Source organism: Streptomyces sp. SCSIO ZS0520 (genome assembly GCF_025643355.1).
GTDB classification, from domain to species: domain Bacteria; phylum Actinomycetota; class Actinomycetes; order Streptomycetales; family Streptomycetaceae; genus Streptomyces; species Streptomyces physcomitrii.
The window spans coordinates 5,699,359-5,724,818 of record NZ_CP092644.1 but is presented as its reverse complement, the minus strand read 5'-3'; the positions used below and the strand labels follow the sequence as shown (position 1 = coordinate 5,724,818).

At 74.5% G+C, this 25,460-nt stretch carries 22 protein-coding genes; 8 read left to right on the top strand and 14 right to left on the bottom strand.

Translation table 11 applies throughout. From position 1 onward, the window contains the following. The first annotated feature begins 20 nt into the window (after positions 1 to 20). Positions 21 to 731: a hypothetical protein gene (locus MID12_RS22825; protein ID WP_263170400.1), complete on the top strand. Its 711-nt coding sequence runs from the start codon at positions 21 to 23 to the stop codon at positions 729 to 731. Then, on the top strand, positions 728 to 1,387 hold the full coding sequence (locus tag MID12_RS22820) for an RNA polymerase sigma factor (RefSeq protein WP_263170398.1): 660 nt from the start codon (positions 728 to 730) through the stop codon (positions 1,385 to 1,387). The genes MID12_RS22825 and MID12_RS22820 overlap by 4 nt, the downstream gene beginning before the upstream one ends. Positions 1,388 to 1,868: 481 nt before the next feature. Here the strand turns inward: MID12_RS22820 and MID12_RS22815 are convergent, their stop codons facing one another. After that, positions 1,869 to 2,282, bottom strand: a complete 414-nt coding sequence (locus MID12_RS22815) for a winged helix-turn-helix transcriptional regulator (RefSeq protein ID WP_078845191.1) — start codon at positions 2,280 to 2,282, stop codon at positions 1,869 to 1,871. A 118-nt stretch (positions 2,283 to 2,400) separates the two neighbouring features. On the opposite strand from MID12_RS22815, the gene MID12_RS22810 reads away from it, so the two are divergent. Next, positions 2,401 to 3,264 (top strand): NAD(P)H-binding protein, encoded by an 864-nt coding sequence (locus MID12_RS22810; protein WP_263170396.1) that lies wholly within the window; start codon positions 2,401 to 2,403, stop codon positions 3,262 to 3,264. Positions 3,265 to 3,394: 130 nt separating this feature from the next. On the opposite strand, the gene MID12_RS22805 is transcribed toward MID12_RS22810, so the two are convergent. The 4 genes from MID12_RS22805 to MID12_RS22790 form a co-directional block, all read right to left on the bottom strand. Next, positions 3,395 to 4,834 (bottom strand): MFS transporter, encoded by a 1,440-nt coding sequence (locus MID12_RS22805; protein WP_263170394.1) that lies wholly within the window; start codon positions 4,832 to 4,834, stop codon positions 3,395 to 3,397. After that, positions 4,831 to 5,457: a hypothetical protein gene (locus MID12_RS22800; RefSeq protein WP_263170393.1), complete on the bottom strand. Its 627-nt coding sequence runs from the start codon at positions 5,455 to 5,457 to the stop codon at positions 4,831 to 4,833. Before MID12_RS22800 ends, MID12_RS22805 begins: the two co-directional genes overlap by 4 nt. A gap of 12 nt (positions 5,458 to 5,469) precedes the next feature. Further along, entirely contained in the window at positions 5,470 to 6,708 is a 1,239-nt protein-coding gene (locus MID12_RS22795; RefSeq protein WP_263170392.1) for a hypothetical protein, read from the bottom strand. Between the two features lie 130 nt (positions 6,709 to 6,838). Further along, a complete protein-coding gene (locus MID12_RS22790; RefSeq protein ID WP_163011132.1) occupies positions 6,839 to 6,994 on the bottom strand; it encodes a hypothetical protein in 156 nt (51 codons plus the stop codon). Between the two features lie 395 nt (positions 6,995 to 7,389). Between MID12_RS22790 and MID12_RS22785 the strand changes: the two genes are divergently transcribed. From MID12_RS22785 to MID12_RS22775, 3 genes are all read left to right on the top strand, one after another. Continuing rightward, positions 7,390 to 8,166, top strand: coding sequence for a trypsin-like peptidase domain-containing protein (locus tag MID12_RS22785; protein ID WP_411576993.1), 777 nt, complete (start codon positions 7,390 to 7,392; stop codon positions 8,164 to 8,166). 199 nt (positions 8,167 to 8,365) lie between these two features. Next, positions 8,366 to 9,376, top strand: coding sequence for an ArsR/SmtB family transcription factor (locus tag MID12_RS22780; RefSeq protein WP_040253502.1), 1,011 nt, complete (start codon positions 8,366 to 8,368; stop codon positions 9,374 to 9,376). A gap of 295 nt (positions 9,377 to 9,671) precedes the next feature. Next, complete coding sequence (locus MID12_RS22775) at positions 9,672 to 10,385, top strand: C39 family peptidase (RefSeq protein ID WP_040253499.1); 714 nt, start codon at positions 9,672 to 9,674, stop codon at positions 10,383 to 10,385. A 225-nt stretch (positions 10,386 to 10,610) separates the two neighbouring features. On the opposite strand, the gene MID12_RS22770 is transcribed toward MID12_RS22775, so the two are convergent. Both MID12_RS22770 and MID12_RS22765 read right to left on the bottom strand, forming a co-directional pair. Continuing rightward, positions 10,611 to 11,918: a serine hydrolase domain-containing protein gene (locus MID12_RS22770; protein ID WP_263170387.1), complete on the bottom strand. Its 1,308-nt coding sequence runs from the start codon at positions 11,916 to 11,918 to the stop codon at positions 10,611 to 10,613. Positions 11,919 to 12,105: 187 nt separating this feature from the next. Beyond that, positions 12,106 to 13,299 (bottom strand): glycoside hydrolase family 88 protein, encoded by a 1,194-nt coding sequence (locus MID12_RS22765; protein ID WP_263170386.1) that lies wholly within the window; start codon positions 13,297 to 13,299, stop codon positions 12,106 to 12,108. A gap of 437 nt (positions 13,300 to 13,736) precedes the next feature. Between MID12_RS22765 and MID12_RS22760 the strand changes: the two genes are divergently transcribed. Both MID12_RS22760 and MID12_RS22755 read left to right on the top strand, forming a co-directional pair. After that, positions 13,737 to 16,154, top strand: coding sequence for a SpoIIE family protein phosphatase (locus MID12_RS22760; RefSeq protein WP_263170383.1), 2,418 nt, complete (start codon positions 13,737 to 13,739; stop codon positions 16,152 to 16,154). A gap of 152 nt (positions 16,155 to 16,306) precedes the next feature. Next, entirely contained in the window at positions 16,307 to 16,984 is a 678-nt protein-coding gene (locus MID12_RS22755; RefSeq protein ID WP_263170381.1) for a sensor domain-containing protein, read from the top strand. Positions 16,985 to 17,002: 18 nt separating this feature from the next. Here the strand turns inward: MID12_RS22755 and MID12_RS22750 are convergent, their stop codons facing one another. The 7 genes from MID12_RS22750 to MID12_RS22720 all read right to left on the bottom strand — a co-directional run bounded on the left by MID12_RS22750 (position 17,003) and on the right by MID12_RS22720 (position 25,453). Further along, positions 17,003 to 18,472, bottom strand: coding sequence for an aldehyde dehydrogenase (NADP(+)) (locus MID12_RS22750; RefSeq protein ID WP_263170380.1), 1,470 nt, complete (start codon positions 18,470 to 18,472; stop codon positions 17,003 to 17,005). A gap of 5 nt (positions 18,473 to 18,477) precedes the next feature. After that, a complete protein-coding gene (locus MID12_RS22745; RefSeq protein WP_263170377.1) occupies positions 18,478 to 19,983 on the bottom strand; it encodes an amino acid permease in 1,506 nt (501 codons plus the stop codon). A 55-nt stretch (positions 19,984 to 20,038) separates the two neighbouring features. Next, the gene (locus MID12_RS22740; protein ID WP_040253492.1) at positions 20,039 to 21,040 is read right to left on the bottom strand and encodes a proline racemase family protein; all 1,002 of its coding nucleotides are present in this window, start codon (positions 21,038 to 21,040) and stop codon (positions 20,039 to 20,041) included. Next, complete coding sequence (locus tag MID12_RS22735; protein ID WP_317633401.1) at positions 21,040 to 22,116, bottom strand: dihydrodipicolinate synthase family protein; 1,077 nt, start codon at positions 22,114 to 22,116, stop codon at positions 21,040 to 21,042. Before MID12_RS22735 ends, MID12_RS22740 begins: the two co-directional genes overlap by 1 nt. 87 nt (positions 22,117 to 22,203) lie before the next feature. Further along, positions 22,204 to 23,748 carry an FAD-dependent oxidoreductase gene (locus tag MID12_RS22730; RefSeq protein WP_263170375.1) on the bottom strand — a complete coding sequence of 515 codons (1,545 nt, stop codon included), beginning with the start codon at positions 23,746 to 23,748 and terminating at the stop codon, positions 22,204 to 22,206. Next, positions 23,745 to 24,137 carry a (2Fe-2S)-binding protein gene (locus MID12_RS22725; protein ID WP_263170373.1) on the bottom strand — a complete coding sequence of 131 codons (393 nt, stop codon included), beginning with the start codon at positions 24,135 to 24,137 and terminating at the stop codon, positions 23,745 to 23,747. The genes MID12_RS22730 and MID12_RS22725 overlap by 4 nt, the downstream gene beginning before the upstream one ends. Then, a complete protein-coding gene (locus MID12_RS22720; RefSeq protein WP_263170371.1) occupies positions 24,134 to 25,453 on the bottom strand; it encodes an NAD(P)/FAD-dependent oxidoreductase in 1,320 nt (439 codons plus the stop codon). The genes MID12_RS22725 and MID12_RS22720 overlap by 4 nt, the downstream gene beginning before the upstream one ends. Positions 25,454 to 25,460 lie beyond the last annotated feature (7 nt).

Genomic DNA, 25,460 nt, shown 5'->3' with positions numbered 1-25,460 from the left:
CAGCGACGGAAAGAGAGTCCATGAGGCGGAGTACCAGCGTCGGCACCCTCTCGGTGGCTGCCCTCGCCGGGATCGGTCTCGGAGTGGCCGGATTCCTCCTCGCGCCCTTCGATCCCGGGCGGGACGACACCGCCGCGGCCCCGAGCACCTCCCCCTCGCCCTCCGCGTCCCCCTCCCCCGGCACCACCGCGCCCGCCCCGCCCTTCACCCGGGAGGCGCTCCTGAAGCCGGAGGAGCTGGTCCGCTTCGGCTGGGGCAAGGCGGAGCGCACCGCGGTCCACGACGGGGTACCGGGGGACCTCGAACTGCTCTGCTTCCCCGGGAGCCTCGCCGCACAGGACGCCCGGGCCGACTACGCGGGTACGTACCGGGGGCTGCAGACCGAGGCCGCCGAGGTGGTGGCCCGCTTCCCGGACCCCGGCCACGCCGAGCGGGCCTTCGCGCGGCTGTCCGGGCAGGTCGAGCGGTGCGCCGAGGCGGAGGGCGGACTGCCGGCCACCGCGGGCACCCGGCACGAACCGCGCCTTGCCGGGGTGGACCGGGTCGTCTGGTGGAACACCGAGTCGAACCGGACGGGCTCCGGGGAGCGTCCTCGGGTACGAGGGGTGCTCGGTCTGGCCATGGTGGACGACCGGCTCCTCGCGCTCTCGCTCACCTCGACGAGCAGCGATCCGGCGAGCACGGTGGAGCTGGAGCCGCTGCTCAGCCAAGCAGCACGGAGACTCGTATGACCCAGCCGGACACCCCGGCGACCCCCGGCCCCGACCCGCTCGACACGTCCGGACCGGACCCCTTCGGCGCGCCCGGCCCCGATCCGCTCGACCCTCTCGACCCGCTCGACCCGCTCGACCCGCTCGATGCGCTGTACGCCGCCGCGCGGGCGGAGGGCGGCGAGGCGCTCGACCGGCTGCTCGCCGAGATCCGTCCGCTGATGCTGCGGCGCTGCGCGCGGCTGCTGCCCTGCCTGGACGACGCGGAGGAGGCCTGCCAGGACGCGCTGCTCGCGGTGGCGCGGAATCTGGACTCCTTCTCCGGCGCGGGTTCCTTCCGGGGCTGGGTGACCGTGATCGCCTCCAACGCGGCGCGGGCGACCTACCGGCGGCTCAAGCGGCGCGCGGAGACCGCCGCCCTCACCGCCCCGCCGGAGCCGGTGGACCCGCGGACCACCAGTGTGATCGCCGGTTCGCGGCTCGATCTGCTCGACGCCCTGGAGGAGTTGGAGGCCCGACACCCCGAACTGGTCGAGTCCGTGGTGCTGCGCGACCTCGCCTCGCTCAGCTATGCCGAGGTCGCGCGCCGCACCGGGGTCCCGCTGGGCACCGCACAGGCGCGGATCCACCGGGCCCGCCGGTTTCTGCGCCCGCGTCTGTCGGTCGTTGAGAGCTGAGCGGTCATCGACGGCTGAGCGGGGAGCTGAACTCCCGTAGCGCAAGGTGGAGTTCGAGGACGGTCCCGGAACGGCCGCTCAAGCTGTCATGGCCTGCCCTTGGCACTGGCGCCGTCACCGCCGAACCGTGGTGAACCCGCCGACGCGCAGCCGCACGCCGTCGCCGGAGCCGGGAGCGGTCAGGCCCGGGCAGGCCGCCCGCGGCCGTCCGGCTCCTGTCTCCAGCCTCCGCCCGCCGCGCCACCGGACGGCCCCGGACGCCGACTCCTTGACGCATCCCTGAGATGGGCGGATCTCCGAGATGGACGGATCTCGGAGATGGACGGATCTCTGATCTCTGAGGCCGACGGATCCCTGAGCTGCCCGATCCCCGAACCCCGATCCCCGAGGCCTGAGGCCCGAGGCCGCGGAGCGCCGATGCCCGAACCCCGATGCCGCGGATTGCCGAGGCGGGGCCCGCCTGGTTCGCGGTCGGCGCCGCTCAGCGGCCGCGGGCCTCGTCGTAGCGCGTGCGGGCCGCGAAGACCTCGGGGAGGCTGTCCTGGGTCCACCGGGCCAGGGTCCAGACGTGCTCGGCGGCGGTGTGTCCGAGCGGGGTCAGCGTGTAGTCGACGCGGGGCGGTACGACCGGCTTGGCGTCGCGGTGGACGAAGCCGTCGCGCTCCAGGGCCTGGAGGGTCTGGGCGAGCATCTTCTCGCTGACGCCCTCCACGGCGCGGCGCAGCTCGCTGAAGCGGTAGGAGCGCTCCCGCAGGGCGACCAGGATCAGCACGCCCCAGCGGCTGGTCACATGCTCCAGGACCCCCCGCGAGGGGCAGTCCGCCGCCATCACATCGGCCTCGGCCAGCAGGGCCCGCAGCTCCGCGCCGCTCTCCTTCTCCGCACTCACCGTCATGCCAGTACCTTACATCAAAGTGGGTACTTCCGAATAGTGAGTGTCCTGCTTACGGTCGTGGAGAGCCGTTTCGCAGAGGCGGAGCGGCGCCAGAAACCGGATGCGGGAGAGAGAACACATGAGCATCGTCGTCACCGGAGCGAGCGGCCAGCTGGGGCGCCTCGTCGTCGAAGGGCTGCTGGCGCGCGTACCGGCCGCGGAGATCGTCGCCGTCGTACGCGACCGGGCCAAGGCGGCGGAGTTCGCCGCCCGGGGGGTCGAGGTACGCGTCGCCGACTACAGCGCGCCGGACTCGCTCTCCGGGGTCTTCGGACGCGACGACCGGGTGCTGCTGATCTCCGGCAGCGAGGTCGGCCGCCGGATCGCTCAGCACCGCGCGGTGGTCGACGCGGCCGTGGCGGCGGGCGTCTCGCTCCTCGCGTACACCAGCCTGCTCGGCGCCCCGGACACCCCCGAGGACTTCATCCTCGCCGAGGAGCACAAGGCCACCGAGGTGATGGTGCGCGACTCCGGCCTGCCGTACGTACTGCTGCGCAACGGCTGGTACCACGAGAACCACACCGCGCAGCTCGACCAGGTCCTGGCGAGCGGGGCGGTGGTCTCCAGCGCCGGTGACGGCCGGATCGCCTCCGCCGCCCGCGCCGACTACGCGGACGCGGCCGTCGCCGTGCTCACCGGTGAGGGGCACGCCGGGCGAGCGTACGAGCTGAGCGGGGACGAGGACTGGGACTTCGCCGAGTACGCGGCCGAGGTCGCCCGGCAGTCCGGCCGCGAGGTCGCGCTGCGGCCCGTGACGCCCGAGGAGCACCGGGCAGCACTGCTCGGCGCGGAGCTGCCGGAACCGGTCGCCGACCTCATGGTCAACATCGACTCCGCCGTCGCCCGCGGTGTCCTGGCCCGGCGCGAGGGAGACCTGGCCCGGCTGATCGGCCGCCCGACCACCCCGCTCGCGGAGGCGATCGGCACCGCGCTCAAGGGCTGAACGGGCGAAGGCGCGGAGGCGCGGAGGCGAACCATCGGGCATCGGGCATCGGGCGGGCACGGAAAGGCCGAACTGGCAGGCGTGGCAAGGCGGTTGCGGGCGCGCCCGAGGCCGAGCCCGCCCGTGCCCCTCACGCCCCGGGCGGGCGGGCCAGCACCCGGGCGATCGGCAGGCAGGCGAGGGCGAGCAGGGCGCCGCCGAGGGCGAGGGTGCCGAAACCGGTGGCGGAGACAAGGAGCCCGGAGAGCAGTCCGCCCGCGGCGCCGGAGACCGCGATCGCCGTGTCCATGGTCCCCTGCACCGCCGCGCGGCGGTCGAGCGGTGCCGCCTCGGTGACCAGGGCGGTGCCGCTGACCAGGCCGAGGTTCCAGCCGAGGCCGAGCAGGACGAGCGCGAGGGCGAGACCGGCGGTGCGGTGCGCGGGGGCGAAGGCGGCCACGCCGCCCGCCGCCAGGAAGACCGGGCCGCAGGCCGCGGCCACCCGCGCCGGTCCGAGCCGGTCGATGAGCCGCCCGGTGAGCGGGGACGGCAGGTACATGGCGCCCACATGCAGGGCGATGACCAGTCCGGTGGCCCCGCCGCCGTGGCCGTGGTGGCTCATGTGGACCGGGGTCATGGTCATCACCGCGATCATGACCAGCTGGGTGAGGACCATGACACAGGCCCCGGCGGCGAGACGCCTGCCGCCCCGGGCCCCCCAACTGCCGCCCAGAGCAACCCGCCTGCCACCCAGGGTCCCCAAGTCCGCCTGCTGCTGCGCACGTTCGCGGGCCTCCGGTGGCCGTCCCGGCTTTTCCGCCTTCCGCTCCGTACGTTCGCGGACCTCCGGTGGCGGTCCCGGCTTTTCCGCCTCCGGCGCCGCATCCGCATCCGCATCCGCATCCGCATCCGCGCCCAACTCCGCATCCCGCGCCGCCAGTTGCCTCGCCCGCAGGAGGGGGTCCGGGCGCAGGGCGAGGGCCAGGGTGAGGGCGGCCGCCGTATAGGCGACGGTGGCCAGGAGGAAGGGGCCGGACAGTCGGGCCAGGCCCCAGTGCACGGCCGCGTTGCCGGTGGCCTGGAGGAGGTTGGGTCCGGTGACCGCGCCCAGGGTGGTGGCGAAGAGCACGGTGCTGACCGCCCGGCCGCGCCGTGCGGGCGAGGCGAGGTCGGCCCCCGCGTACCGGGCCTGGAGGGTGGTCGCGGTACCGGCGCCGTAGACCAGGAGGGCGCCGAAGAGCAGGGCCACGCTGTCCACGGCGGTCGCGAGCACCACGGCGAGGCTGCCGAGGGCGGCCACCGCGTATCCGGCGGTGAGCCCCGGTCTGCGGCCCCGGTGCTGGCTGAGGCGCCCGATGCCCAGCGCGCCGAGGGCGGCGCCGCCGGTGAAGAGCGCGGCGGGCACTCCGGCGAGCCGGGCCGAGCCCAGCATCTCGTCGGCGAGCAGGGCGCCCACGGTGATCCCCGCGGCCACGCCCGCGCCGCTGAGCAGTTGGGCCACCGCGAGGACGAGCAGGATCCGGCGCTGCTCCGGCGGCTCGGCGGGGGCTGCCGCGGGCCGTGGCCGCCGACCGGTGCCGGTCTCCGTCATGCCGCGGTGCCCGCCCTGTCCCCGGCGCTCAACTCCCCTTGCGGTGAACGCTGTTCGCCGGAGGCTTCGAGCGCGGCGATCTCCGCGAGGGAGAGCCCGAGGTTCCGGTGGAGGAAGCGCACGATGGTCCAGTGCGGCAGCGCGCCCTCGTCGTAGGGGCCGAACTCCGCGCGGTACAGGGGGATCCAGCGCAGCGCCTCCTCGGCCAGCTGCTCCCGGCCGGGCTGCTCCTGGTAGTCCTCGTAGCCGATGCTGCGGTGCTCGATGAAGAAGCCGCCGGGCAGGCGCTGTTCGCACAGGGCGCGGTACTCGCGGGTCTGCAGGATCAGGTAGTGCCAGATCTCGTCGATCTCCTGCTCCACCGGGAGGAAGAGCCCGGCGAGCCGCTCGCGGTACCGGGAGACCAGGAAGAGGTAGCGCAGGCACTCGATGACCTGGCGTTCCACGTACGGGCGGGGGTGCTCGGTGGTGGCGGTGAAGTGGCGCACCACCTCCTCGTGCAGCTCCGGGCCGAGGAGCCCGCGCAGGTCCTCGGCGCTCGTCCCCGCCGTCCGGGGGCCGGTCGTCGGCGTTGCCCCCGGATCCGCGGTGCCCGGTGCGGGGGGTGTGCTCGGTGCGCTCATGGTTCTCCGTCGTCAGCTGTGCGCGGCGAGCCAGGCGTACTTGCCGGACCTGCCGATCGGGAGGTGGTCGTGGTACGCCGCGCGGCAGCGGCGTCCGGTGAGGCTTCCGGCCGCCTCGGCGAGTGCGCGCTCCGCGGCGCCGTCCAGGGGCCCACCGGTGAAGGTCGTATACGCCACTTCCGCCATCTCGCCCTCGTACAACCGGAGTTGGTGCTGGAAGACGCCCGGTGCCGCGGCGGCGACCGCCTCGTCCAAGTCACCCTGGGAGAGGGGGCCGTGCGGGGTGGGCAGCAGCTCCTTCTCCCGGCCGGTGAAGCGGGCGATCCGGTCCGGGTCCGGGCTGCCGTCGAGGGTGCGGACGACGTCCCCGGAGCGGTAGCGGATCAACGGCATGTACGGGTTGCGCAGGCTGGTCACGATGAGCGAGTACAGGCCGCTGTCCGGCACGGTCTCCAGGAGTTCGACGCTCATCCGGTCCAGGTACGGGTGGTAGGCGCCCTCGGCGTCGCTGTAGTAGAGGTAGCCGAGTTCGGTGCTGCCGAAGAGGTCGACGATCGGGCAGTCGAAGCGGGCGCGCAGGAAGCGGCGGACGGTGGCGGGCGTGTACTCGTAGGCGTGGATGATGCTCGCGGGGCGCGGGAAGTCCGCCCACAGGCCCCAGTCGGCGGCCTTGCGGACCAGGTGCGCGAGGTGGCTGGTCGAGCAGTCCAGGTGGTAGCGGCCGCTCGGGTGGGACGCCTGGACGGAGCGGATCTCCTCGATCATGCGGCCGACCTCCGCGCGGTCCCAGAGTGCCGGATCGCGGCTGAGGTTGAGGTAGACGGTGCGGGCGTCCAGGCGCCGCTCGTCCAGGGCGGGGGTGGCCGCCGGTTCGCCGCCGCGCCTTTTCGCGTTCACCCGCGCCACGTGTTCGGTGGCCATCACGGTGGTCAGGGAAACCCGCGGGCAGCCCGCTTCCCAGGTTTCCGCGATGTCCGGGTGCTCGCTCCACAGGCGGTAGTAGGAGTGGAGCAGGAAGTAGGGCGGGCGAATTATCTGCATGCGGGCGTGATTCGTTCCCGTGGAGAGGACGAATTCGGCGTCGCCGGAGTCCAGGGCGGCCGCGAGCGCCGGCGTCATCCAGTTCTCCGGAAAACCCTCGGCTATCACGGGTTTCTCCAGGACGGGAAAGTAGCCCTGTGCAAGAGAGTGTTGATAGAGGGGGATGCCCCGGATCTCTTCGATTTCCTCGGGCGTCGGCTGGCGGCTCATGCCTTCCTCGGGTCCACGGCGGGGGCGCCGCGCGGGGCGCGCTCCGACTCGGTTCGCATACGCGCAGGTGGGAGCGGGCCGATGGCCGCCGAAGGCACATGGGCGCCCGGGCGGCCACCGGTCCGGAAATTCAGGAGATACAGCCGGACTTGGCCGGGGTCGCGCTGATGCAGCCCGACTTGGCGACGCTGATACAGCCGTCCTTGCCCGCGGCGCTCGCGGAATTGACCGCGACCCACTCGCGCCAGGTGCCGTCCTGCGCCATGCGCTTGATGAGCTTCTCCATGAGACCTCCCGTGAGACGGATGAACGGAAAAGAGAAACCTGCTCGGTTCCGCCAGGCAAACGTAAAGGGATGCCCAAGTGATCGTCAAGGGCGGCCTTTTGAGTGTGACGCAAAACAGCGGTTGGCGTGAAACACCGGGAGACGGTTCGGCAAGCGGCACGCAACACCCCGGTAATACGCGGATGTTCGGAAGGAGCCTTCACCCGCGCACCCGTGGGCGGACCGCGGGGATCCGCTTGCCGGGTGGCGCGGGACACGTGGGGAACGGCTGTGGCGGGCGCCGGGAGCATGGTAGGAACTAGAAAATAGTTCTAATCGAATCCGCGGTCGGCGCACCGCGTCCGGGCGGCAGGACACCGCCACGCCCCGCGCCGCCGCCTACCGAAAGTGGTCGTATGCGACGCGTGTTACGTGCTCTTGGCCTCGCCGTGCTGCTGGCGAGCACCCCGCTGCTCACCGCGCCCGCCGCCTCCGCCGCGGACGGGGCGACGGAGGCGGGGCCGACCGAGGTCGGCGGCGGCACCGGGCTCATCTTCCGGATGGCGCCGAGCCCCGAGGCCCCCACCAGCCTCTACACCTGCACCATGACCGCGGTCGGCCGGGACGCCGCGGGCAATCTGGTCGGGCTGACCAACGCGCACTGCTTCATCGACGCCGAGGGCGGGAAACTGGTCGGCGAGAAGGTCTGGGTGGACCGCTCGCCCGCCGGGACGGCCGCCGCCCCGGCCCCGGTCGAGGACAGCCGCCCCGACCTGGACACCGGCGCCATCGGCACCGTGACCTACGTCAGCACCCCCAACAACCTGCTCAACCTCGGCCCCAAGGGCCTGGACTACGCGGTGATCAAGCTGGACGAGTCCCGGGTGCGGCCGACCGCCACCGTCGGCGGGGTCACCATCAGGAAGATCGGCGAGCCCCCCGCGAACGGCACCCGGATGTGCAAGCAGGGCCACCGCACCGGCCTGACCTGCGGCGTGAAGCTGGGCACCAACGGGATCTGGTTCACCCACCTGGTCTGGACGAACAGCGGCGACTCCGGCGCCCCCGTGGTGGACGGCGAGACCTTGGTGGGCAACGCCTGGGGCGTGCAGCACAGTTCGCCGATCCTGAGCATCATCGCGGAGATGAACGCCGAGGGCGGCGTCGGCGCGGGCTTCCACCTCGCGAGCTGAACCCCCGCGCACCGCACGCCCCGGACCCCGCGTCCGGTCACCGGACGGCACCCCCGGCCGCTGTCCGGACGCCGGACCGGGGCTTGTGGCCGCCCTCCGCCCGGGGAAAACTCACCGGACCGGGGCACCGCCCGGCGGCGATCGGACCCGGCCGCACCGGGACCATGGGAAACACCGTGACCGTACGAGGGGAGCGAGCATGTTGCGGATCTACTTCACCTCCGAGGACCTGGCGCGGGTCCGGGTGGCCCCCGGGCCCGACTTCCTGTGGGAGATCAGCAACAGCGTGCAGACCCTGCAACGGCGGGACGGCACCCGGGTGTTCGGCCAGTGGCGGCAGTGGGCCCGGCCGCGGCTCTCGGACAGCGGGCGGCTGCTGTCCTCGCTGCTGCCGCCGCACGGCTACTCCCCCGACTTCCTCACCCCCACCACCGGCGACCGCGGCAGCCTCCAGGCCGCCGTCGACACCCTGATGAGCGCGCCCCGCCGAAGACTCCGCGCCGACCTGGCGCAGCTGGCCGCCTCCCGGCACCTGCCCAACTGGGCGAGCCCGCTGGCCGTGGGCGACACCGCGAGCCTGCGGCGGCTCGGCCGGGCGGTGCACACGTACCACCTGGAGGCACTCGCCCCGTTCTGGCAGCACATCCACGCCCATATCGACGCCGACCGCACCCTGCGGCTGCACAGCCTGCGCGACGGCGGCACCGAGGGGCTGCTCTCCGGGCTCGGCCCGCAGTTCCGCTGGCGTCCTCCCGTGCTGGAGGTCGCCTACCCGATCGACCACCAACTGCGTCTGCGCGGACGGGGGTTGACCCTTCAGCCCTCGTTCTTCTGCTGGCCCACGCCGATCACGCTGGCCGACGCGGAGCTGCCGCCGGTCCTCGTCTACCCCATCCACCACGCCCCGGACTGGGCCAGGCCCGCGCGCGACGGCGGCCGGGCCCCGGACGGCTCGGGCCCGCTCGGGCCGCTGCTCGGCCACACCCGGGCGGCCCTGCTGCGCGAGGCCCGGGACGGCTGCACCACGGTGCAGGCCGCCCGGCTGCTCGAAGTGACCCACCCCGCGGTGAGCCAGCACATCAAGGTGCTGCGCGCCGCGGGCCTGGTCACCACGGTGCGCAACGGCGGGCGCTCCTTCCACGTGGCGACCGCCCAGGGCCGCGCCCTGCTCGACACCGCGGACGCGGCGGAGGGCATCGGCCTCAGGTGAGCGGGGTGCCCGGGCACCGGCCCCGACCGGCCGCCCCGGACACCCGCGGGCGCCCCGACCGGCAGGCAGGCGGGCGGGCAGCCACCCCGAACTGCCCTGCGGGCAAAGGGAGTCGACCGGCCGAAAGCAGCCGTTCCCGACCGGCCACCGGTAAGTCTGGGCTTTCGCCTCTTGCGTGCGCCACCGGCCGGGAATCACCCTTGCCCTGCTCCACGGAGCATCCCGGAGACCGCGTGCTCCCCACCCAGGCAGGTGGTTTCTTCCGCAAGGCCCACATCCCCCCTCAGGAGCCTTCATGCGCAGAAGACTTGTGTCCACCGCGATCGCCGTCGCCGCCGTCGGGGCCCTCGCCTCGCCCGTCGCGGCCCAGGCCTCCCCCACACCCCAGCCCGCGAGCGTCTCGGTCCTGAGCAAGGGCTCCGAGGCCGGCACCGCGGTGGTCAGCGGGCAGAACGAGCCCGGCACCCGACTCCACATCGACGGCGCGCGCACCGCCAGCGCGCACACCATCGACGTCGACTACCAGGTCCAGGAGACCGGCTGGTGGTGCGGCCCGGCCGCCACCCGGATCGCCCTCTCCGCGCGCCTGGCCCCGCCGAGCCAGGCCGACCTGGCCGCGCAGCTGGGCACCACCGAGAACGGCACCGACCACATCAGCCAGGTCACCGGCGTCCTCAACGCCAACCTCGGCACCGGCTGGTACGAGACCAAGGAGATGCCGAACGATCCGCCCAGCCAGGCCCAGAAGGACCTGCTGTGGAGCGACATCGTCACGGACGTCGACAACAACTACCCGATCGTCGCCAACATCGTGGCGCCGCCCGGCAACCAGCCGCCCGGGTACCCCTCGGACCAGACGATCTACCACTACTTCACGGTCATCGGCTACGACGACGCCAACCGCACCGTCCTCATCGCCGACCCCGCCTCCTTCGGCGGCAACCAGATCTACTGGCTCTCCTTCGACCAGCTGGCCAGCCTGATCCCCCCGAAGGGCTACGCCGCCTGACGGCTCCCCCAAACCCTCCGGTGCCCGGCGGCCGCGCGCCCGTTCCGCGCCCGCCGGGCACCGGTGCGTCGACCCACGATCCTCACGCGGCACCATCCGTACGCGGCACCATCCGCACGCGGCACGCTCCGTACGGCCGCGCTGCGTACGACCACACTCCGTACGTACGCGATGCCGGTCACCGACTACTGACGGCGCGTCAATCTGCCGCCTCGCAAAGGAAGTTCAGCCCCGTCCCGCCTCATCCGCGGCGCGCACCACGGCGTCCACCAGGCGGTGGTTCTCCGGGGCGGCGCCGGGGCCCGCGGAGGAGAAGCGGCGGCGGGTGTAGCCGTAGGCGAGTCCGGTGCCGGGGTCGGCGAAGCCGTCGGCGCCGACCGCGCCCGCGTGGCCGAAGGCGTCCTTGCCGAGTGCGGGGTAGCGATTGCCCTTGGCCTCGAAGCCGAGCAGGAAGCTGTCCGCCATGCCGGTCACCGCGTCGGTGCCGGTCCAGGGGGTCCGGGTGAACTCCTCCCGGGTCGCCTCGTCGAGCAGCGGCGGCCGCTCCCCGTGGCCGCCGAGCGCCGCCGCGTAGAGCCCGGCGAGTCCGCGGGCGTTGCCCACCGCGCCGGTGGAGGCGGGTCCGAGGGCGCGCACCCGGCGGGAGTTGGCGAAGGAGAGCAGCTCGCGCGGGCTCCAGCCGCCGTGCAGATTGAAGGCGACGGCGGTCAGGGTGGGCGGGCCGGAGGCGGCCCCGCGGGCGCCGGGTCCGGCGGGACCCCCGGGTGCGGAGGGTCCACCGGGTGCGGAGGGTCCACCGGGTCCGGAAGGTCCCCCGGGACCGGCGGGACCGCGCTTGCCACCTGGTCCACCCGTTCCACCCGGCCCACCCGGCCCACCCGGCCCACCGGCTCCGCCCGGTCCCCCCGCCGCCTCCGCCGGGAGGAAGCGAGGTTCCTCCGACTCCGGCAGGCCGAGGTAGAAGTCCAGTCCGTACGGGCGGCGCACCCGCTCCTCGTACAGCTCCTGGAGGCTCCGCCCGGTGGCCCGGCGGATGACCTCGCCGGTCAACGCGCCGATGACCAGAGCGTGGTAGCCGTAGCGGGTGCCGGGCTCCCAGTAGGGCTTCTGGCCCGCGAGGCGGGCGGCGAGCACCCGGTCGTCGGCGAGTTCGGCCGAGCTGAGCCCGCCCTCGGCGCCGATCGACCCGGCCCGGTGCGCGAGCAGTTCGCGCAGCGTCAGCCGGTCCTTGCCCTCGGCCCCGAACTCGGGCCAGTACGAGGCGACCGTACGGTCCAGTTCCAGGGTGTGGTCCCCGACGAGCAGCGCGGCCACCAGGTGGGCGGCGCCCTTGGCGGCGGAGAACAGGGCGAACAGCGAGTCGCCGCGCACCCCTTCGCCGCTCCACAGGTCGACCACCTCGCGGCCGCGCCACCGGACGTGCAACTGGCGCCCGGTGCCGCCCTCTTCGGCGGCCACCGCCGCGAACTCCGCGCGTACCGCCTCGAATCCGGCCGCCACCGTGCCGTGGACCCTGCCCGCGTTCCCGCCCATCCGCGCCCCCGTGGTCTTGTCGCGGCCGGGGCCCGCCGGAGCCGGACGGCGTCCCGGCGAAGCCCTCGTGCCACGGCCCGGGTCCGTCGTCCGGGCCCGAAGTCGGCGTCATCGTACGGACATCGGGCAGCGCGGGGCAGGGCGGGAATCCGGAGTTGCACAGGGGCTTCCCGTCGAACAGGGGTGTCTAGCGGGCGAGTTGGTCCGCGAGGAGGGCGAGTTCGGTGCCCGCGAGGAGGAAGGCGCCGACGCCGAAGTCGGCCGTGGTGTCCGGGCCGATCGGCTGGCTGGACTCGGGGCGGTCGCCCACCCCCTGCACCCAGCCGAGGAAGCCGTCCGGCTGCACGGCCGTGGCGGCGAGGCCCTGCCAGGCGCGGGCGGCCACCGGCAGGAAGGCCGCGCGGTCGACGAGGCCGGTGCGCAGCGCGAAGGCGGTGCCGTAGGCGAAGAAGGAGGTGCCGCTGGTCTCGGGTCCGGGGAGGTGGTCGGGGTCGGCGAGGTTGACGTTCCAGAAGCCGTCGGGGCGCTGGACCTCGCGGGCGGCGGTGAGCAGGGCGGCCAGGGTGGCACGGTACTCGGGGACGTCGCGTGCGGTCGGCGGCAGGGCCTGGAGGGTCTTCACGTGGCCGCCGGCGACCCAGCCGTTCCCGCGCGACCAGCGGACGGGTTTCCCGGCGGGCGAGGTGATCGCGCCGGGCAGCCCCGCGATGAACCGCTTGTCCCGGTACCACAGGCCGCTGTCCGGATCGAGCAGCCCCGGTCCGCCCTCGGCGCTCCTGGTGTGGGTGTAGAGGCGGTGCAGCTTCTCCTCGAAGGCGGCGCGGTCGGGCTGCCCCGACTGCTCGCGCAGCACGGCGATCCGGGCGAACGGCGGCATCGCCATGTGCAGCGCGTCGTCCCACCACCAGTCGTCGTCCTTCTCCGGCCGGTCCACGGCGACCATCCGGTGCAGGCACTCCTCGATCGCCGCGATCTTCCCGGGCTCGGGCTCCAGGGCGTACAGGTCGAGGTAGGTCTGCCCGGCGCACTGGTTGTCCGCGTGCCGGGTGGTGACCCCGTCGATCAGGCCGTAGTCGTGGCCCTCGGCCCAGTCGCGGGCGTAGTCGAGGTAGCGGCCCTCCCCGGTCAGCCGGTGCAGGGCCGTCAGCCCGCTGAAGAAGGTGGCGCGGGCCCAGCCGTTGTCGCCGGGGTCCTGGTGGGCGCCGATCCAGTGGTCGGCGACCCGGCGCAGGACCGCCGCGATCTCCTCCCGGGAGGGCAGCCGCACCGCCGTGCCGAGCGGCGGCGGGGCGGTACGGGCGGGGGCGGCCGAGGCCACCGGGGCGAGGGCGGCCGTGGCGGCAACTGCCGCCGCGCCGAAGAGGAGTTGACGCCGGTTCATGGGGAGACGCCTCCGGAACTCAAGGGGACTCGACGGGGAGGAACTGGGCTCGGCTGGGAGCGGCTGGACTCGGCTCGGCTCAGGGGCTCCGGTGGACTCGGCGGAATCCATGGAGAATCCACGGCTGCGGATTCCGGATCCTGCACGGAGTTCCCGTTCCGAGCAGCATTTCTCATCCTGTACGGCATTCAGCATGCTGCACGAGATCCCGTTACCTGTCCATGGTCTGGACCAGATGGGGCGTGGCGGGCGCGGGCGACCGCTCCGCACGGCCCGCTGCTCTCCCCCGCACAGTCCGCACCCTCCGCGCCCTCCGCACCCGGAAACGACCAGCGGGGCGGCCCGGCGCACGCCCCTGCCCCGAGTGGGGCACCGCGATCGCTGAGGTGCGGATTCTGGGTGACCATGGCTCTTGGGGAAGACGGTGAAGGAGCGACGTGCCCGAACCGCAGGACCAGGGGCCCGGCGGGCGGCGCCCACCGGGGCGCGGCGCGCGGGACTCCCACGGGCCGGTGACCGCCCCGGCCCCGGGCGCGTACGGCGACCCGGCGGACCGGCGGCCGCCCCGGAAGCCGCCCCCGCACCCGCAGAGCACCGACACCACCGGCCGCCCCTCCGTCGCCGAGGCCATGGCGCAGCTGCTCGCCTGCCCGGATCCGCAGTCCCTGCTGGCCACCGCGATGGACGTATGGCTGGCCGGGGTGGGGGCCTCCTCAGGCGCCGTGCACCTGCTCCAGGACGACGGGTGGATGCGGATGGCGATGGGGACCGGGTACGAGGAGGAGCTGCTCGACAGGTTCCGGATGATCCCGCCGGACGCCGATCTGCCGATCGTGGAGGTGGCCCGTACCCGCGAGCCGGTGCATGTGCTCGCCGAGACCTACCGGAGCCGGTTCCCGGACGTGGGGCCCCTGCAGCTCCAGGTCTCCTTCAGCGTGCTCCCGCTGCTCGTGGACGACCGCTGCCTGGGCACCCTCATGGTGCAACTGGAACGCCTGGAGCCGCTCAGCCCCGAGGAGGAGCACGAGCTGACCCTGATCTCCACGGTCAGCGCGCACCGCCTCGACCATCTGCTGTCCACCGGTGCGGGCGCGGAGAGCGACGAGCGGCTCGACCAGGCCCTGCGGCTGATCCGGGGGCGTTCGCGCGCGGCGCGCCTCGAACTCGCCATGACCAACGCCGAGATCGGCTCCTTCGACTGGGACTTCGCCTCCGGCAAGCTCATCTGGGACGACCGGATCTGCCGCATCTTCGGCTTCGACCCGAAGGACTTCGACGAACGGCACGAGACCTTCCTCGACGCCATCCACCCCGAGGACCGGGAGGATGTGATCGAACTCCTGGAGCGCACCAAGGAGTCGGGGATCTACCGCGGTGAGTACCGCATCGTCTGGCCGGACGGCAGCGTGCACTGGATCGACGCGGGCGGCCGGGTCGTCTACGACACCCAGGGGCGGCCGATGGGCATGCTCGGGGTCGCCCAGGACCGTACCGAGCAGCACCGGCGGGAGGAGCAGAGCGCCTCGCGGCAGCGGTTCGTGCTCGATGTCTCGCGCGCCTTCAGCGGGGCGATGTCCACGCAGAGCGTGATCGGGCAGGTCTTCGACACGGTGCTGCCCGGGCTCGGCGGCACCGCGACCGCCGTCTTCCTGCGCGAGGCCACCGGTCTGCACCTGGTCGGCAGCCGCGGCTTCCACGGTCCGGACCTGGAACGCCTCGAACGCCTCGGGCACCTCGCCGAGAGCGGCCCCGGGCATCCGCTGCTGCGCCGCCTCGGCACCGACCGGCCGGTGTTCTTCGCCGACCGCGCGGAGTACCTGCGGCACTTCGCCTCCCCGGACCCCCTGTGGGCCGAGCCGCCCGCCTCCGGCGCGGTGCTGCCGCTGACCACCGGCGAGGGCCTGGTCGGCATGTGGATCGTCACCTACGCGGAGCCGCACGAGTTCACCGCGGACGTACAGGTCGCGCACACCGCGGCGGCGGGCATCCTCGGCCAATCCCTGGCCCGCGCCCAGCAGTTCGACGCCCGGCGGCGGCAGATGAACGAACTCCAGCAGCTGATGCTGCCGCGCAACCTCCCCGAGGTCCCGGGCCTGGAGACCGTGGTCCGCTATCTGCCCGGCTCCAAGGGCCTGTACGTGGGCGGCGATTGGTACGACATCCTCACCATGCCGCACGGCACGGTGATGCTGGCGATCGGCGACGTCCAGGGTCACAGCGCCGAAGCCGCTGCCGTCATGGGCCAGTTGCGCACCGCGATGTGGGCGCACGCCAAGCGGGGCCCCACCCCGAGCGCCCTGATGGCGCTCGGCAACCACACCCTCACCGACCTCGACACCGACCTCTTCGCCACCGGCTGCCTGGTCGAACTCGACCCGGAACGGGGGACGTTCACCGCCGTACGGGCCGGTCACCCGTACCCCCTCGTGGTCCATCCGGACGGCCGGGTCGAGGAGTTGGAGGTACCGGGCGGGCTCCCCCTCGGCACCTTCACCGGCACCGACTACCCCGCGCTCGCCGGGACGCTGCCGACCGGCGCCATCCTGCTGCTCTTCACCGACGGGCTGGTCGAACGCCCCGGCACCGACTACTCGGGCGCGGTGCACGAACTCATGCACGCCCTCGCCGAGTGGACCGCCCGCAACCCGGCCCCGGAACCCGGCGCCGGGAACGGCGGGGGCGACGGCCCGCTCGGCAGGCGCACCCTCGCGGCCCGCCCCGGGGACACGGGCCCCGCCCAGTCGGTCGCGGCCGGCCTCTCCCTGGACGCCCTCGCCGACCTGGTGGTCACCCCGGCACTGTCCCGCAGCTCGCACGACGACATCGCGGTGGTGCTCGTCCGCCGGTCCGGCTGAGTCCCGGCCAGGGGGCCGCGGCCCACCTGCCCCGGTACGGACGTCCCCGCGCCCGGGGGTGCCAGGGCGAGCCCCCTGGTGGGGATTTCCCCACCGCGGTCCCGGGGGCCGACCGGCTGGGCCCGGCGGACGGGCCGCGACAGGCTGAAGCCATGATGACCGAGACGACAACTCCCCCCACCGTGCACGGCACTTGGCAGCCCGCCCCACCGCGCCCCACCCTCCGCTTCGGCTCCGGGCTGCGCTACGTCCTGCTCGGCTTCCCCCTGGCGCTCGGCGCCTTCGTGGCCGCGAGCGCCGGGCTCTCCCTCGGCCTCGGCACGCTCGCCGTGGTGCTCGGCGTGCCGGTGCTGGCCGGGACCCTGGCGACGGCCCGCCGGTACGCGGCCTGGGAACGCGGGCGCGCCGAGGCCGTCACCGGCGAGCCGCTGCCCGCCCCGCGCTACCGCAAGGCGACCGGCGGCGGCCTCCGCGGGCAGGTCCGGGCGCTCGCGGACCCGCAGTCCTGGCGCGACCTCGGCTTCATGTTTCTCGCCCTGGTCCAGCGCACCGTCACCTTCGCCCTGGCACTGACCTGGACCCTCGGCGGCCTCGGCGAACTCCTCTACGCCACCTGGTCCTGGTCCCTCCCCCGGGACGAGAACAACGGCCTGCTCGACCTCGCCTTCGGCATCTCCTCGAAGGCGGCCGACCTCGGCTTCCACACCGCCGTCGGCGCGGTCCTGCTCGCCACGGCGGTGCCGGTGATCCGCGCCCTGGTGGCCCTGGAGGTAGGCCTGGTCCGGGGGCTGCTCGCGCCGCGCCCGGCGGTCGCCCGGTACGGGGACTAAACCGCGGGGGCACCCTGCCTACCGCACCCGACGCGGCACCCCCCAAGGGTTGGCCTCGCGCAGCGGCTCGGGCAGCAGGGCCTCGGGCAGGGACTGGTAGGCGACCGGCCGCAGGAAGCGTTCGGCCGCGGCGGTGCCGACCGAGGTGGTGGCGGGCACGGTGGCGGCCGGGAAGGGGCCGCCGTGCTGCATGGCGTGGGTGACCGAGACTCCGGTGGGCCACTGGTTGAACAGCACCCGCCCGCTGCGGTCGCCCAACACCTCGGTGAGCGCGGCGAGTTCACCGTCCGCCCCGGCTTCGGCGGCCTCGGCGTGCAGGCTTCCGGTGAGCTGTCCGGGCAGCTTCCGCAGCACCCCGGTCAGCTCGGCGCGGCTGCCGTAGGTGACCACCAGGCCGAGCGGTCCGAAGCACTCCGCGGTCGCGGCCCCGCCCGCCGCGCTGAAGGCCGCCAGGTCCAGGGCGAGCAGCCGGGGCGCGGGTTCCGGTGCCCCCTCTGCGGGCCAGACCAGCCGCCGGGCGCCCGGGAGCGCGGCGAGCCTGCGGGCGCCGTCCAGGTAGCCCGCGGTGAAGCGGTCGCCGAGCATCGGGGCCGCGGGGACCGCGCCCACCGCCGCGGTCAGCGCGGCCAGGAGTCCGTGGTCCTCGGCGGGCAGGAACAGCAGCCCCGGGTTGGTGCAGAACTGCCCGGCGCCCTGGGTGAGCGAGGCGGCGCAGCCCTCGGCGATCTCCCGGGTGCGGGCGCGGGCCGCCGCCTCGGTGACCACCACCGGGTTGACGCTGCCGAGTTCGCCGTAGAAGGGGATGGGTTCGGGGCGGTCGGCGGCGATACGGGCCAGGGCGAGGCCGCCGCGTTCCGAGCCGGTGAAGGCGGCGGCGCGCAGGGACGGGTGGCGCAGCGCCTCGACTCCGGCCCGCTCGCCCTCGATCAGCGCGAAGACGCCCTCGGGGGCCCCGGCTGCGGCCAGCGCCCGGCGCACGATCCCGGCGGTGAGCCGGGAGAGTTCCGGGTGCCCCGGGTGCGCCTTGACCACCACGGGGCAGCCCGCGGCCCAGGCGGAGGCGGTGTCGCCGCCCGCGACGCTGAAGGCGAAGGGGAAGTTGCCCGCCGCGAAGACCAGCACCGGGCCGAGCGCGGTGCGGTAGCGGCGCAGTTCGGGGCGCGGTCCGGTGGGCCAGTCCGGGTCGGCGCGGTCGATCCGGACGTCGTAGAGGGCGCCGGTGGAGGCCTCGGTGGCGAACAGGCCCAACTGGAAGGTGGTGCGGGTGAGTTCGCCGTGGAGGCGGGCGGGTCCCAGACGGGTCTCGCGGTCGGCGGCGGCGACCAGCTGCTCCCGTTCCGCCTCCAGGGCACCGGCCACCGCGGTCAGCGCGCGGGCGCGGTCCACCGGGCGGGAGCGGGCCCAGCCGGGCGCGGCGGCGGCAGCGGCCTCAACCGCCTTGCCGACCGCGGCCGTTGAGGTGGTGGGCGAGGTCGCGGAAGCGTCCATCGTGGTCAATCCCTTTCCTTGGGTACGGAGTTGGGGTCCGGGTCACCGGTGTCCCCGGCTGCCGGGCGGTGCTCCGCCGAGTTGCGGTAGCCGAACCAGGCGTAGACGGCCATCCCGAGGGCCATCCAGACCGCGAAGCGGAGCCAGGTGACCGGGTCCAGCCTGCTGATCAGCCAGCCGGAGAAGAGCACGCCGACGGCCGGGATCCACGGCACCAGCGGGGTGCGGAAGGTGCGCGGCAGCCCGGGGCGGGTGCGGCGCATGACCACCACGGCGACCGCGACCACCAGGAAGGCCATCAGGATGCCGATATTGGTGAGGTCGGCGGCCTCCCGGATGGGCAGGAACCCGGCGATGACCGCGGAGCCGACGCCCACCGGCCAGATGATCCGGGTCGGCACCTGCCGGGTGGGGTGGTTGCGGGCGAAGCGGCGCGGCAGCAGCCCGTCCCGGCTCATCGCGTACCAGACCCGGGAGACGGCGAGCATATTGGCGAAGGCGGAGGTGGTGATGCCGATGACCGCGCCGACGGCGACGACCAGGCCGAGCCCGCCGAGCCCGACCGCCGAAAGGGCGCTGGAGAAGGGGCTCTTGGTGTCGATGTCCCGGTAGTCCTGCATGCCGAGCAGGACCAGGCAGACCAGCAGGTAGACCACGGCGGCGATGCCGAGGGAGATCACGATCGCCTTCGGCAGCAGCTTCTTCGCCTCGGTGCTCTCCTCGGCCGCGGCGCTCATCGCGTCGTAGCCGTAGACCGCGAAGAAGGTGGTGGCCGCGCCGGTGACCGCCCCGCTGAGCCCGAAGGGCAGGAAGGGGCTGAGGTTGCCCGCCGAGACGTGGAAGGCCCCGGCGAGGACCACCAGGGCGACGATGGCCAGCTTGACCACCACCAGGACGGTCTCGAAACGCGCCGCCTCCTTGGTGCCCCGGGAGAGCACGAAGGCGAGAAGCAGGCAGAGCAGGGCGGCGAAGACATCGGCGCGGTGGCCGTCGCCGGTGCCGGGGGCGCCGAGCATCCACTGCGGCAGGTCGAGTCCGAGGTGCTCCAGGATGTACGAGAGGTAGCCGGAGACCGCGATGGCCACCACGGCGACGATCGCGGTGTACTCCAGGAGCAGATCCCAGCCGATCGCCCAGCCGACCACCTCGCCGAGGGCCGCGTACGTATAGGTGTAGGCCGAGCCCGCCTTCGGGATGGTGCCCGCGAACTCCGCGTAGCAGAGCGCGGCGGCGGTGCTGGCGACGATGGCGAGCAGGAAGGAGAGCATCACCCCGGGCCCGGCGTCCTCGTGGGCGACGACCCCCGCGAGCGAGAAGACGCCCGCGCCGACCAGTCCGCCGAGGCTGAGCGCGACCAGCTGCCACAGCCCCATGGTGCGGCGCAGCCCGCCGCCGGTCTCCTCCTCCGAGGAGTCCACGGGCTTGAGCCGGAAGATTCCGGCCCGGCTGAACAGGCCCCCGGCGGGCGGGGGTTGGGAACGGATCGGGCGGGCGGGGGCGCGTTCGGACATGGTGGTGCCTCCGGTGGCGGTACGCGGAGTGGGAGCGGGAAGGGGGCCTCGGGAGCTAGAGGACGAAGCCCTGGGGGAAGGGATCGCGTGGGTCCAGGAGGTAGTTGGCGGTGCCGGTGATCCAGGCGCGGCCGCTCACCTCGGGGACGACCGCGGGCAGGCCGCCGACCTCGGTGGTGCCGGTGAGCCGTCCGGTGAAGCGGGTGCCGATGAAGGACTCGTTGACGAAGTCGGTGTGCAGGGGGAGTTCACCGCGGGCGTGCAGCTGCGCCATCCGGGCCGAGGTGCCGGTGCCGCACGGCGAACGGTCGAACCAGCCCGGGTGGATCGCCATCGCGTTGCGCGAGTGCGCGGCGGTGGAGCCGGGCGCGAGGAACTGCACGTGCTTGCAGCCGGAGATGGCCGGGTCGGCCGGGTGCACCGGACGGTCCCGCTCGTTGATCGCCCCCATCAGGGCGAGCCCGGCGGCCAGGATCTCGTCCTTGCGCGCGCGGTCGAACGGCAGCCCCAGCGCGTCCAGTTGCACCATCGCGTAGAAGTTGCCGCCGTAGGCCAGGTCGTACGGGACGGTGCCGAGGCCGGGTACCTCCGCCTCGGCGTCCAGGCGCAGGGCGAAGGAGTCCACATTGCGCAGGGTGACCTCCTCGGCGACACCCTCGCGGACGGCGACCCGGGCCTCGACGAGTCCGGCCGGGGTGTCGAGCCGGACCACGGTCTCCGGTTCGCGCACCTCGACCATGCCGGTCTCCACCAGCACCGTGGCCACCCCGATGGTGCCGTGCCCGCACATCGGCAGGAAGCCGCTGACCTCGATGTACAGCACTCCCCAGTCGGCGTCCTGCCGGGTGGGCGGCTGGAGAACGGCCCCGCTCATCGCCGGGTGGCCGCGCGGCTCGTCGACCAGGAAGCGGCGCAGCCCGTCCAGGTGCGCCATGGCGTGGCGGCGGCGCTCGGCCATGCTGGCACCGGGGATCGGCCCGACGCCGCCGGTGACGACCCGGGTCGGCATGCCCTCGGTGTGCGAGTCGACCGCGCTGAGGGTCCGCACGGAGCGCATCAGCGGGCCTGCCGCTGGAGACCGGTCTGCGTCCCAGGACCGGTCCGGGTCCGGGAATCACCCTGTCCCCGGTGATCACCCTGTCCCTGGGGATCACCCTGTCCCTGGGGATCGGCCGGTCGCTGCGGATCGGCGGACCGGGCAGCGGCCTGCTTCCCGAGGGCGGCGAGTGCGCGGGCCATGTCCGCCTCGACCTGGGCCTGTTGGGCGGCGGAGAGCGGTCCGCGCGGTGGGCGGCAGGGCCCGCCGAAGCGGCCGACCTGCTCCATGCCGAGCTTGATGGCCTGCACGAACTCGGTGCGCGAGTCCCAGCGGAAGGCGGCGACCAGCGGCTCGTACAGGGCGCGGGCCTCGGCGAGGCGACCGGCGCGGGCCAGTTCGTACAGGCGGACCGACTCGGCGGGGAAGACATTGGGGAATCCGGCGAACCAGCCGGTGGCGCCCATCAGCAGGCTCTCCAGGACGACGTCGTCGGCGCCGCTGATCACCTCAAGTGAGGGCGCGCTCTCCCTGATCTCCAGGACCCGCCGCACATCCCCGGAGAACTCCTTCACCGCGACGACGTGGTCGAGCTGCGCGATCTCGGCGAGCAGCGCGGGGGTCAGGTCCACCTTGGTGTCGATCGGGTTGTTGTAGACCATCACCGGCAGCCCGACCGAGGCGACCGCCTCGAAGTGGGCGAGGATCTCCCGGTCGTTGGCCCGGTACATGGTCGGCGGCAGGCACAGCAGCCCGTCCGCGCCGTCCTCCGCGGCGCGCTCCGCCCAGTACCGGGCCTGGTGCGCGCCGGGCCCGTGCACCCCGACGACGACGATGCCCTCCTCGCCCACCGCCTCGATCGCGGTACGGGCGACCCGGCGCCGCTCCTCGTCGGTGAGCGAGGAGTATTCGCCCAGCGAGCCGTTGGGGCCGACGCCGCGGCAGCCGTTGTCGACGAGCCAGCGGCAGTGCTCGGCATAGCGGTCGTAGTCCACCGCGAGTCCGGCGGGGGCGGCCGGGTCCGCGTAGTAGGGCAGCGCGGTGGCCACCACGACACCGCCGAGCGGTCCGTGGCTGCTGTGCGGGGTTGCGGTCATGAACGGGGCTCCTTCTGGGGGGAGTCGGGCGCTGCGGAGTCGGGGGTCGGGGTCGTCAGGGGCCGGGATCGGAATCGGAGTCGGGTGCTACGGGGCCGGGTCGTCCGGGAGTTCGGGCCCGAGGTCCTGCGGAGGTACGGGCCCGGGCTCGCCGTCCGCGCGGTCGGCGGGCGGTGGCGGTGGTGCGGGGGCGCGGGCGAGTTCGCCGAGGCGCAGGGGCTGGGCGAGGGGGCGGCGGTGGCTGCTGGGCGCGGCCAGGCCCTCGGCGCTCCGGGCGTCCGGGTCCTCGCCGCGCAGCCGGGTGCGGAGTTCGCCGACGGTGGGGCCGCAGATCCGGGCCTGGCAGGGGCCGAGCCCGGCGCGGGTGGCGAGCCGGGCGGTGCGGGCGGCGGCACCGGACTCCTCGCGGGCGGCCGCGCACAGGGCGGCGTAGTCGGTCTCCTCGCAGCGGCAGACCAGGGTGTCCGGGCGCAGCCAGCCGGGCCAGGCGGCGCCGATCGGGTGGGCCCGCGCGAGCCGGGCGGCGAAGTCCCGCCCCTGGTCGCGGACTTGGTGCAGACGCGGCAGGCCGCGGGCGGTGCGCTCGCCGCCGGCCGCGTACCAGCCCGCGAGCGCGCCCTCGGCCCGGGCGGCGGGCGCCCCCGCGATACCGGTGATCTCCCCGGCCGCCCAGACGCCCTCGGCGCTGGTGCGCTGCTCGCCGTCCACCCGCACGAACTCTCCTGCCGGGGACGGGAGAAGGGCGCACCCGGCGGCCACCGGGAGCTCCAGCTGCGGGCTGAACCCATGGCTGACGCAGAGGGCGTCCACCGCGAGGGTGCGCGAACTGCCGGGCACCACCGACCAGTCGGGGCGCAGCCGGGCGGTGACCACCTCCTCGACGCGGCCGGTGCCACGCGCCTCGACGACGGCGCGACCGGTGCGGTAGGGCACCCGGTGGCGCAGCAACCGGCCCGCGTAGTCGCGGAGTTCGCCGGTCTTGCCGAGGTGGGCGGCCAGTTGCCAGGGCCGGGAGCCCCAGCCGCGGGCGAGGGTGCGCGCCGGGTTGGCCTCCAGGACCGCCCGTACCCCCGCGCCCGCTTCGAGGAGCGAGGCGGCCACCGGCAGCAGGAAGGGTCCGCTGCCCGCCACCAGGACCCGTTCGCCGACCGCGATCCGCTCCCCCTTGGCGAGCGCCTGGGCGGCACCGGCGGTGAAGACTCCGGGCAACTCCCAGCCGGGGAAGGGCAGTACGCGGTCGTGCGCGCCGGGGGCGAGGACCAGGGCGTCGGGTGCGAGGACGTGCCGGGTGCGGCCGGAGCCGTCCGCGGGGCCGTGCAGCAGGTGCACCCGGGGCGGGCCCTGCTCACCGGGGTCGCGGGGCTCCAGGGCCCAGACCGCGGTCTCGGGCCACCAGGTGCAGCGCGGGTGGGCGCGCAGCTCGCGGCGCAGGCGGGTGAAGGAGGTCCAGTGGTGCTGGAGGCGCTCGGGGTGCGCGGCGCCGAACGCGGCGGGCGGCATCCGGTGGTACTGGCCGCCCATCTGCTCCGCCGAGTCGACGAGGACCACCTCGGCACCGGCCGCGAGCGCCGACCGTGCGGCGGCGAGACCGGCGGGACCGGCACCCACCACCAGGATGTGATGCCTCGTCATGCTTCCTCCTCCGCACCGCAGTTGTCCTCGTCGGCGGCCCCGCGGAGCCCGCGAGGAGAGCCGGTCGCGCCCTCGTCCTCCTCGCCCTCCCCGGCGCGGGACTGGGTGAGCACGGTGTCCCCGTCGCGGGCGCGGCGGCGGCAGGCGCGTACATCGGGTTCGCCGTTGACGCGCACCAGGCAGTCGAAGCAGACGCCGATGCCGCAGAACACCCCGCGCGGGGCGCCCGAGGGGCCGGTGCGCCAGGCCAGGCGGCCCGCCGCGAGCAGGACACCGGCGATGCTCTGGCCCGCGAAGCCGTCGAGCGCCTCGCCGTCCACGGTGATCCGCAGCGGCCGCTCCCGCCTGCCCGCCGCGTCGTCCGCCGCGGGCACGAGTCGCGCGGTCATGGGTGCTCCTTCCGCTCCGTCGGGTTCGCCGGGGTCCCCGACTGCGCTGTTCCGCGCGGGTGTTGCGGGTGCTCCGGACTGCTGCCGTGCCCCGGGGCCCCCGCGCCGTCCCGGGCGGGACCGGCCGTGCCGAGCACCGCCGGGCGGTCCACCCGGAAGGGCTCCGGGTCGAGCGGGGCCGGGGCGCCGAGGACCAGGGCGCGCAGCAGCCGGGCGGTGCCGAGGCTGAGGCCGATGCCCGCGCCCTCGTGGCCGCCCGCGTGCCAGAGCCCGGTGAGCCGGGGGTCGGCGCCGATGACCGGCAGATGATCGGGTACGTAGGGCCGGAATCCGCCGTAGGCGCGCATCACCGGGACCGCGGCGAGGGCGGGGAAGAGGCGGATCGCCTTGGCGGCGATGGCGGCCAGGACCTCGGGCCGCAGCCGCTCGTCGAAGCCGACGCGGCGGCGCGAGGAGCCGAGCAGCAGGCTGCCCGCCCGGGTGGACTCCACCACGGCGGAGGTCTGGAGGCCGGAGTCGTCGCTGCCCACGGCGCCGACGTAGTCCGCGTCGTAGACCTTGTGGAAGACGGTGGGCGGCTGCGGGGTGGTCACCAGGACGTCGCCGCGGCGGGGGCGTACGTCGACGGGGGCGCCGAGGCGGGCGGCCACCGAACCGGCCCAGGGCCCGGCGGCGTTGACGAAGAGGTCGGCTTCGAGCAGGCCCGCCGTGGTGCGCAGCGCGGTCAGCCTGCCGCCGCGGGTGCGGGCGCCGAGGACCTCGCAGCCGGTGCGCAGCCGGGCCCCGGCCGCGCGGGCGTCGGCGAGCAGTGCGGTGGCCGCGGCGGCGGGCTGGACCTGGGCGTCCTCGGGGTAGTGCAGGACGGCCCGGTGCGCGCGGGTCAGGAAGGGTTCGGCGGCGGCGGTCTGCGCGGGGTCGAGGGCCTCGGAGCGGACGGCGGCGGCGCGCTGGCCCGCGGCGAAGCGGGCCAGACCGGCGGCGCCCGCCTCGGTGGTGGCGACCACCAGACCGCCCTTCGGTTCCCACTCGACGGCGCGCACCAGGGCGGCGCCGCGGGGCGTGGACTCGGCGATCTCCGCGAGGACCAGGGGCCACAACGCGCGGGAGAGCCGGGCCAGTTCGAGTTCGGGGCCGGGGCCCTTGTCGGAGAGCAGGATGTTGCCCTCGCCGTGCGCGGTGGTCCCCGAGGCGGCGCCGCCGCGGTCGACCAGGGTGACCGCGCAGCCGGCCCGCGCCAGTTCGCGGGCGCAGGCGGCGCCGACGATTCCGGCACCGACCACCACCGCCCGCGTCACCGGGGACCGCGTTCCACGCATCGAACCC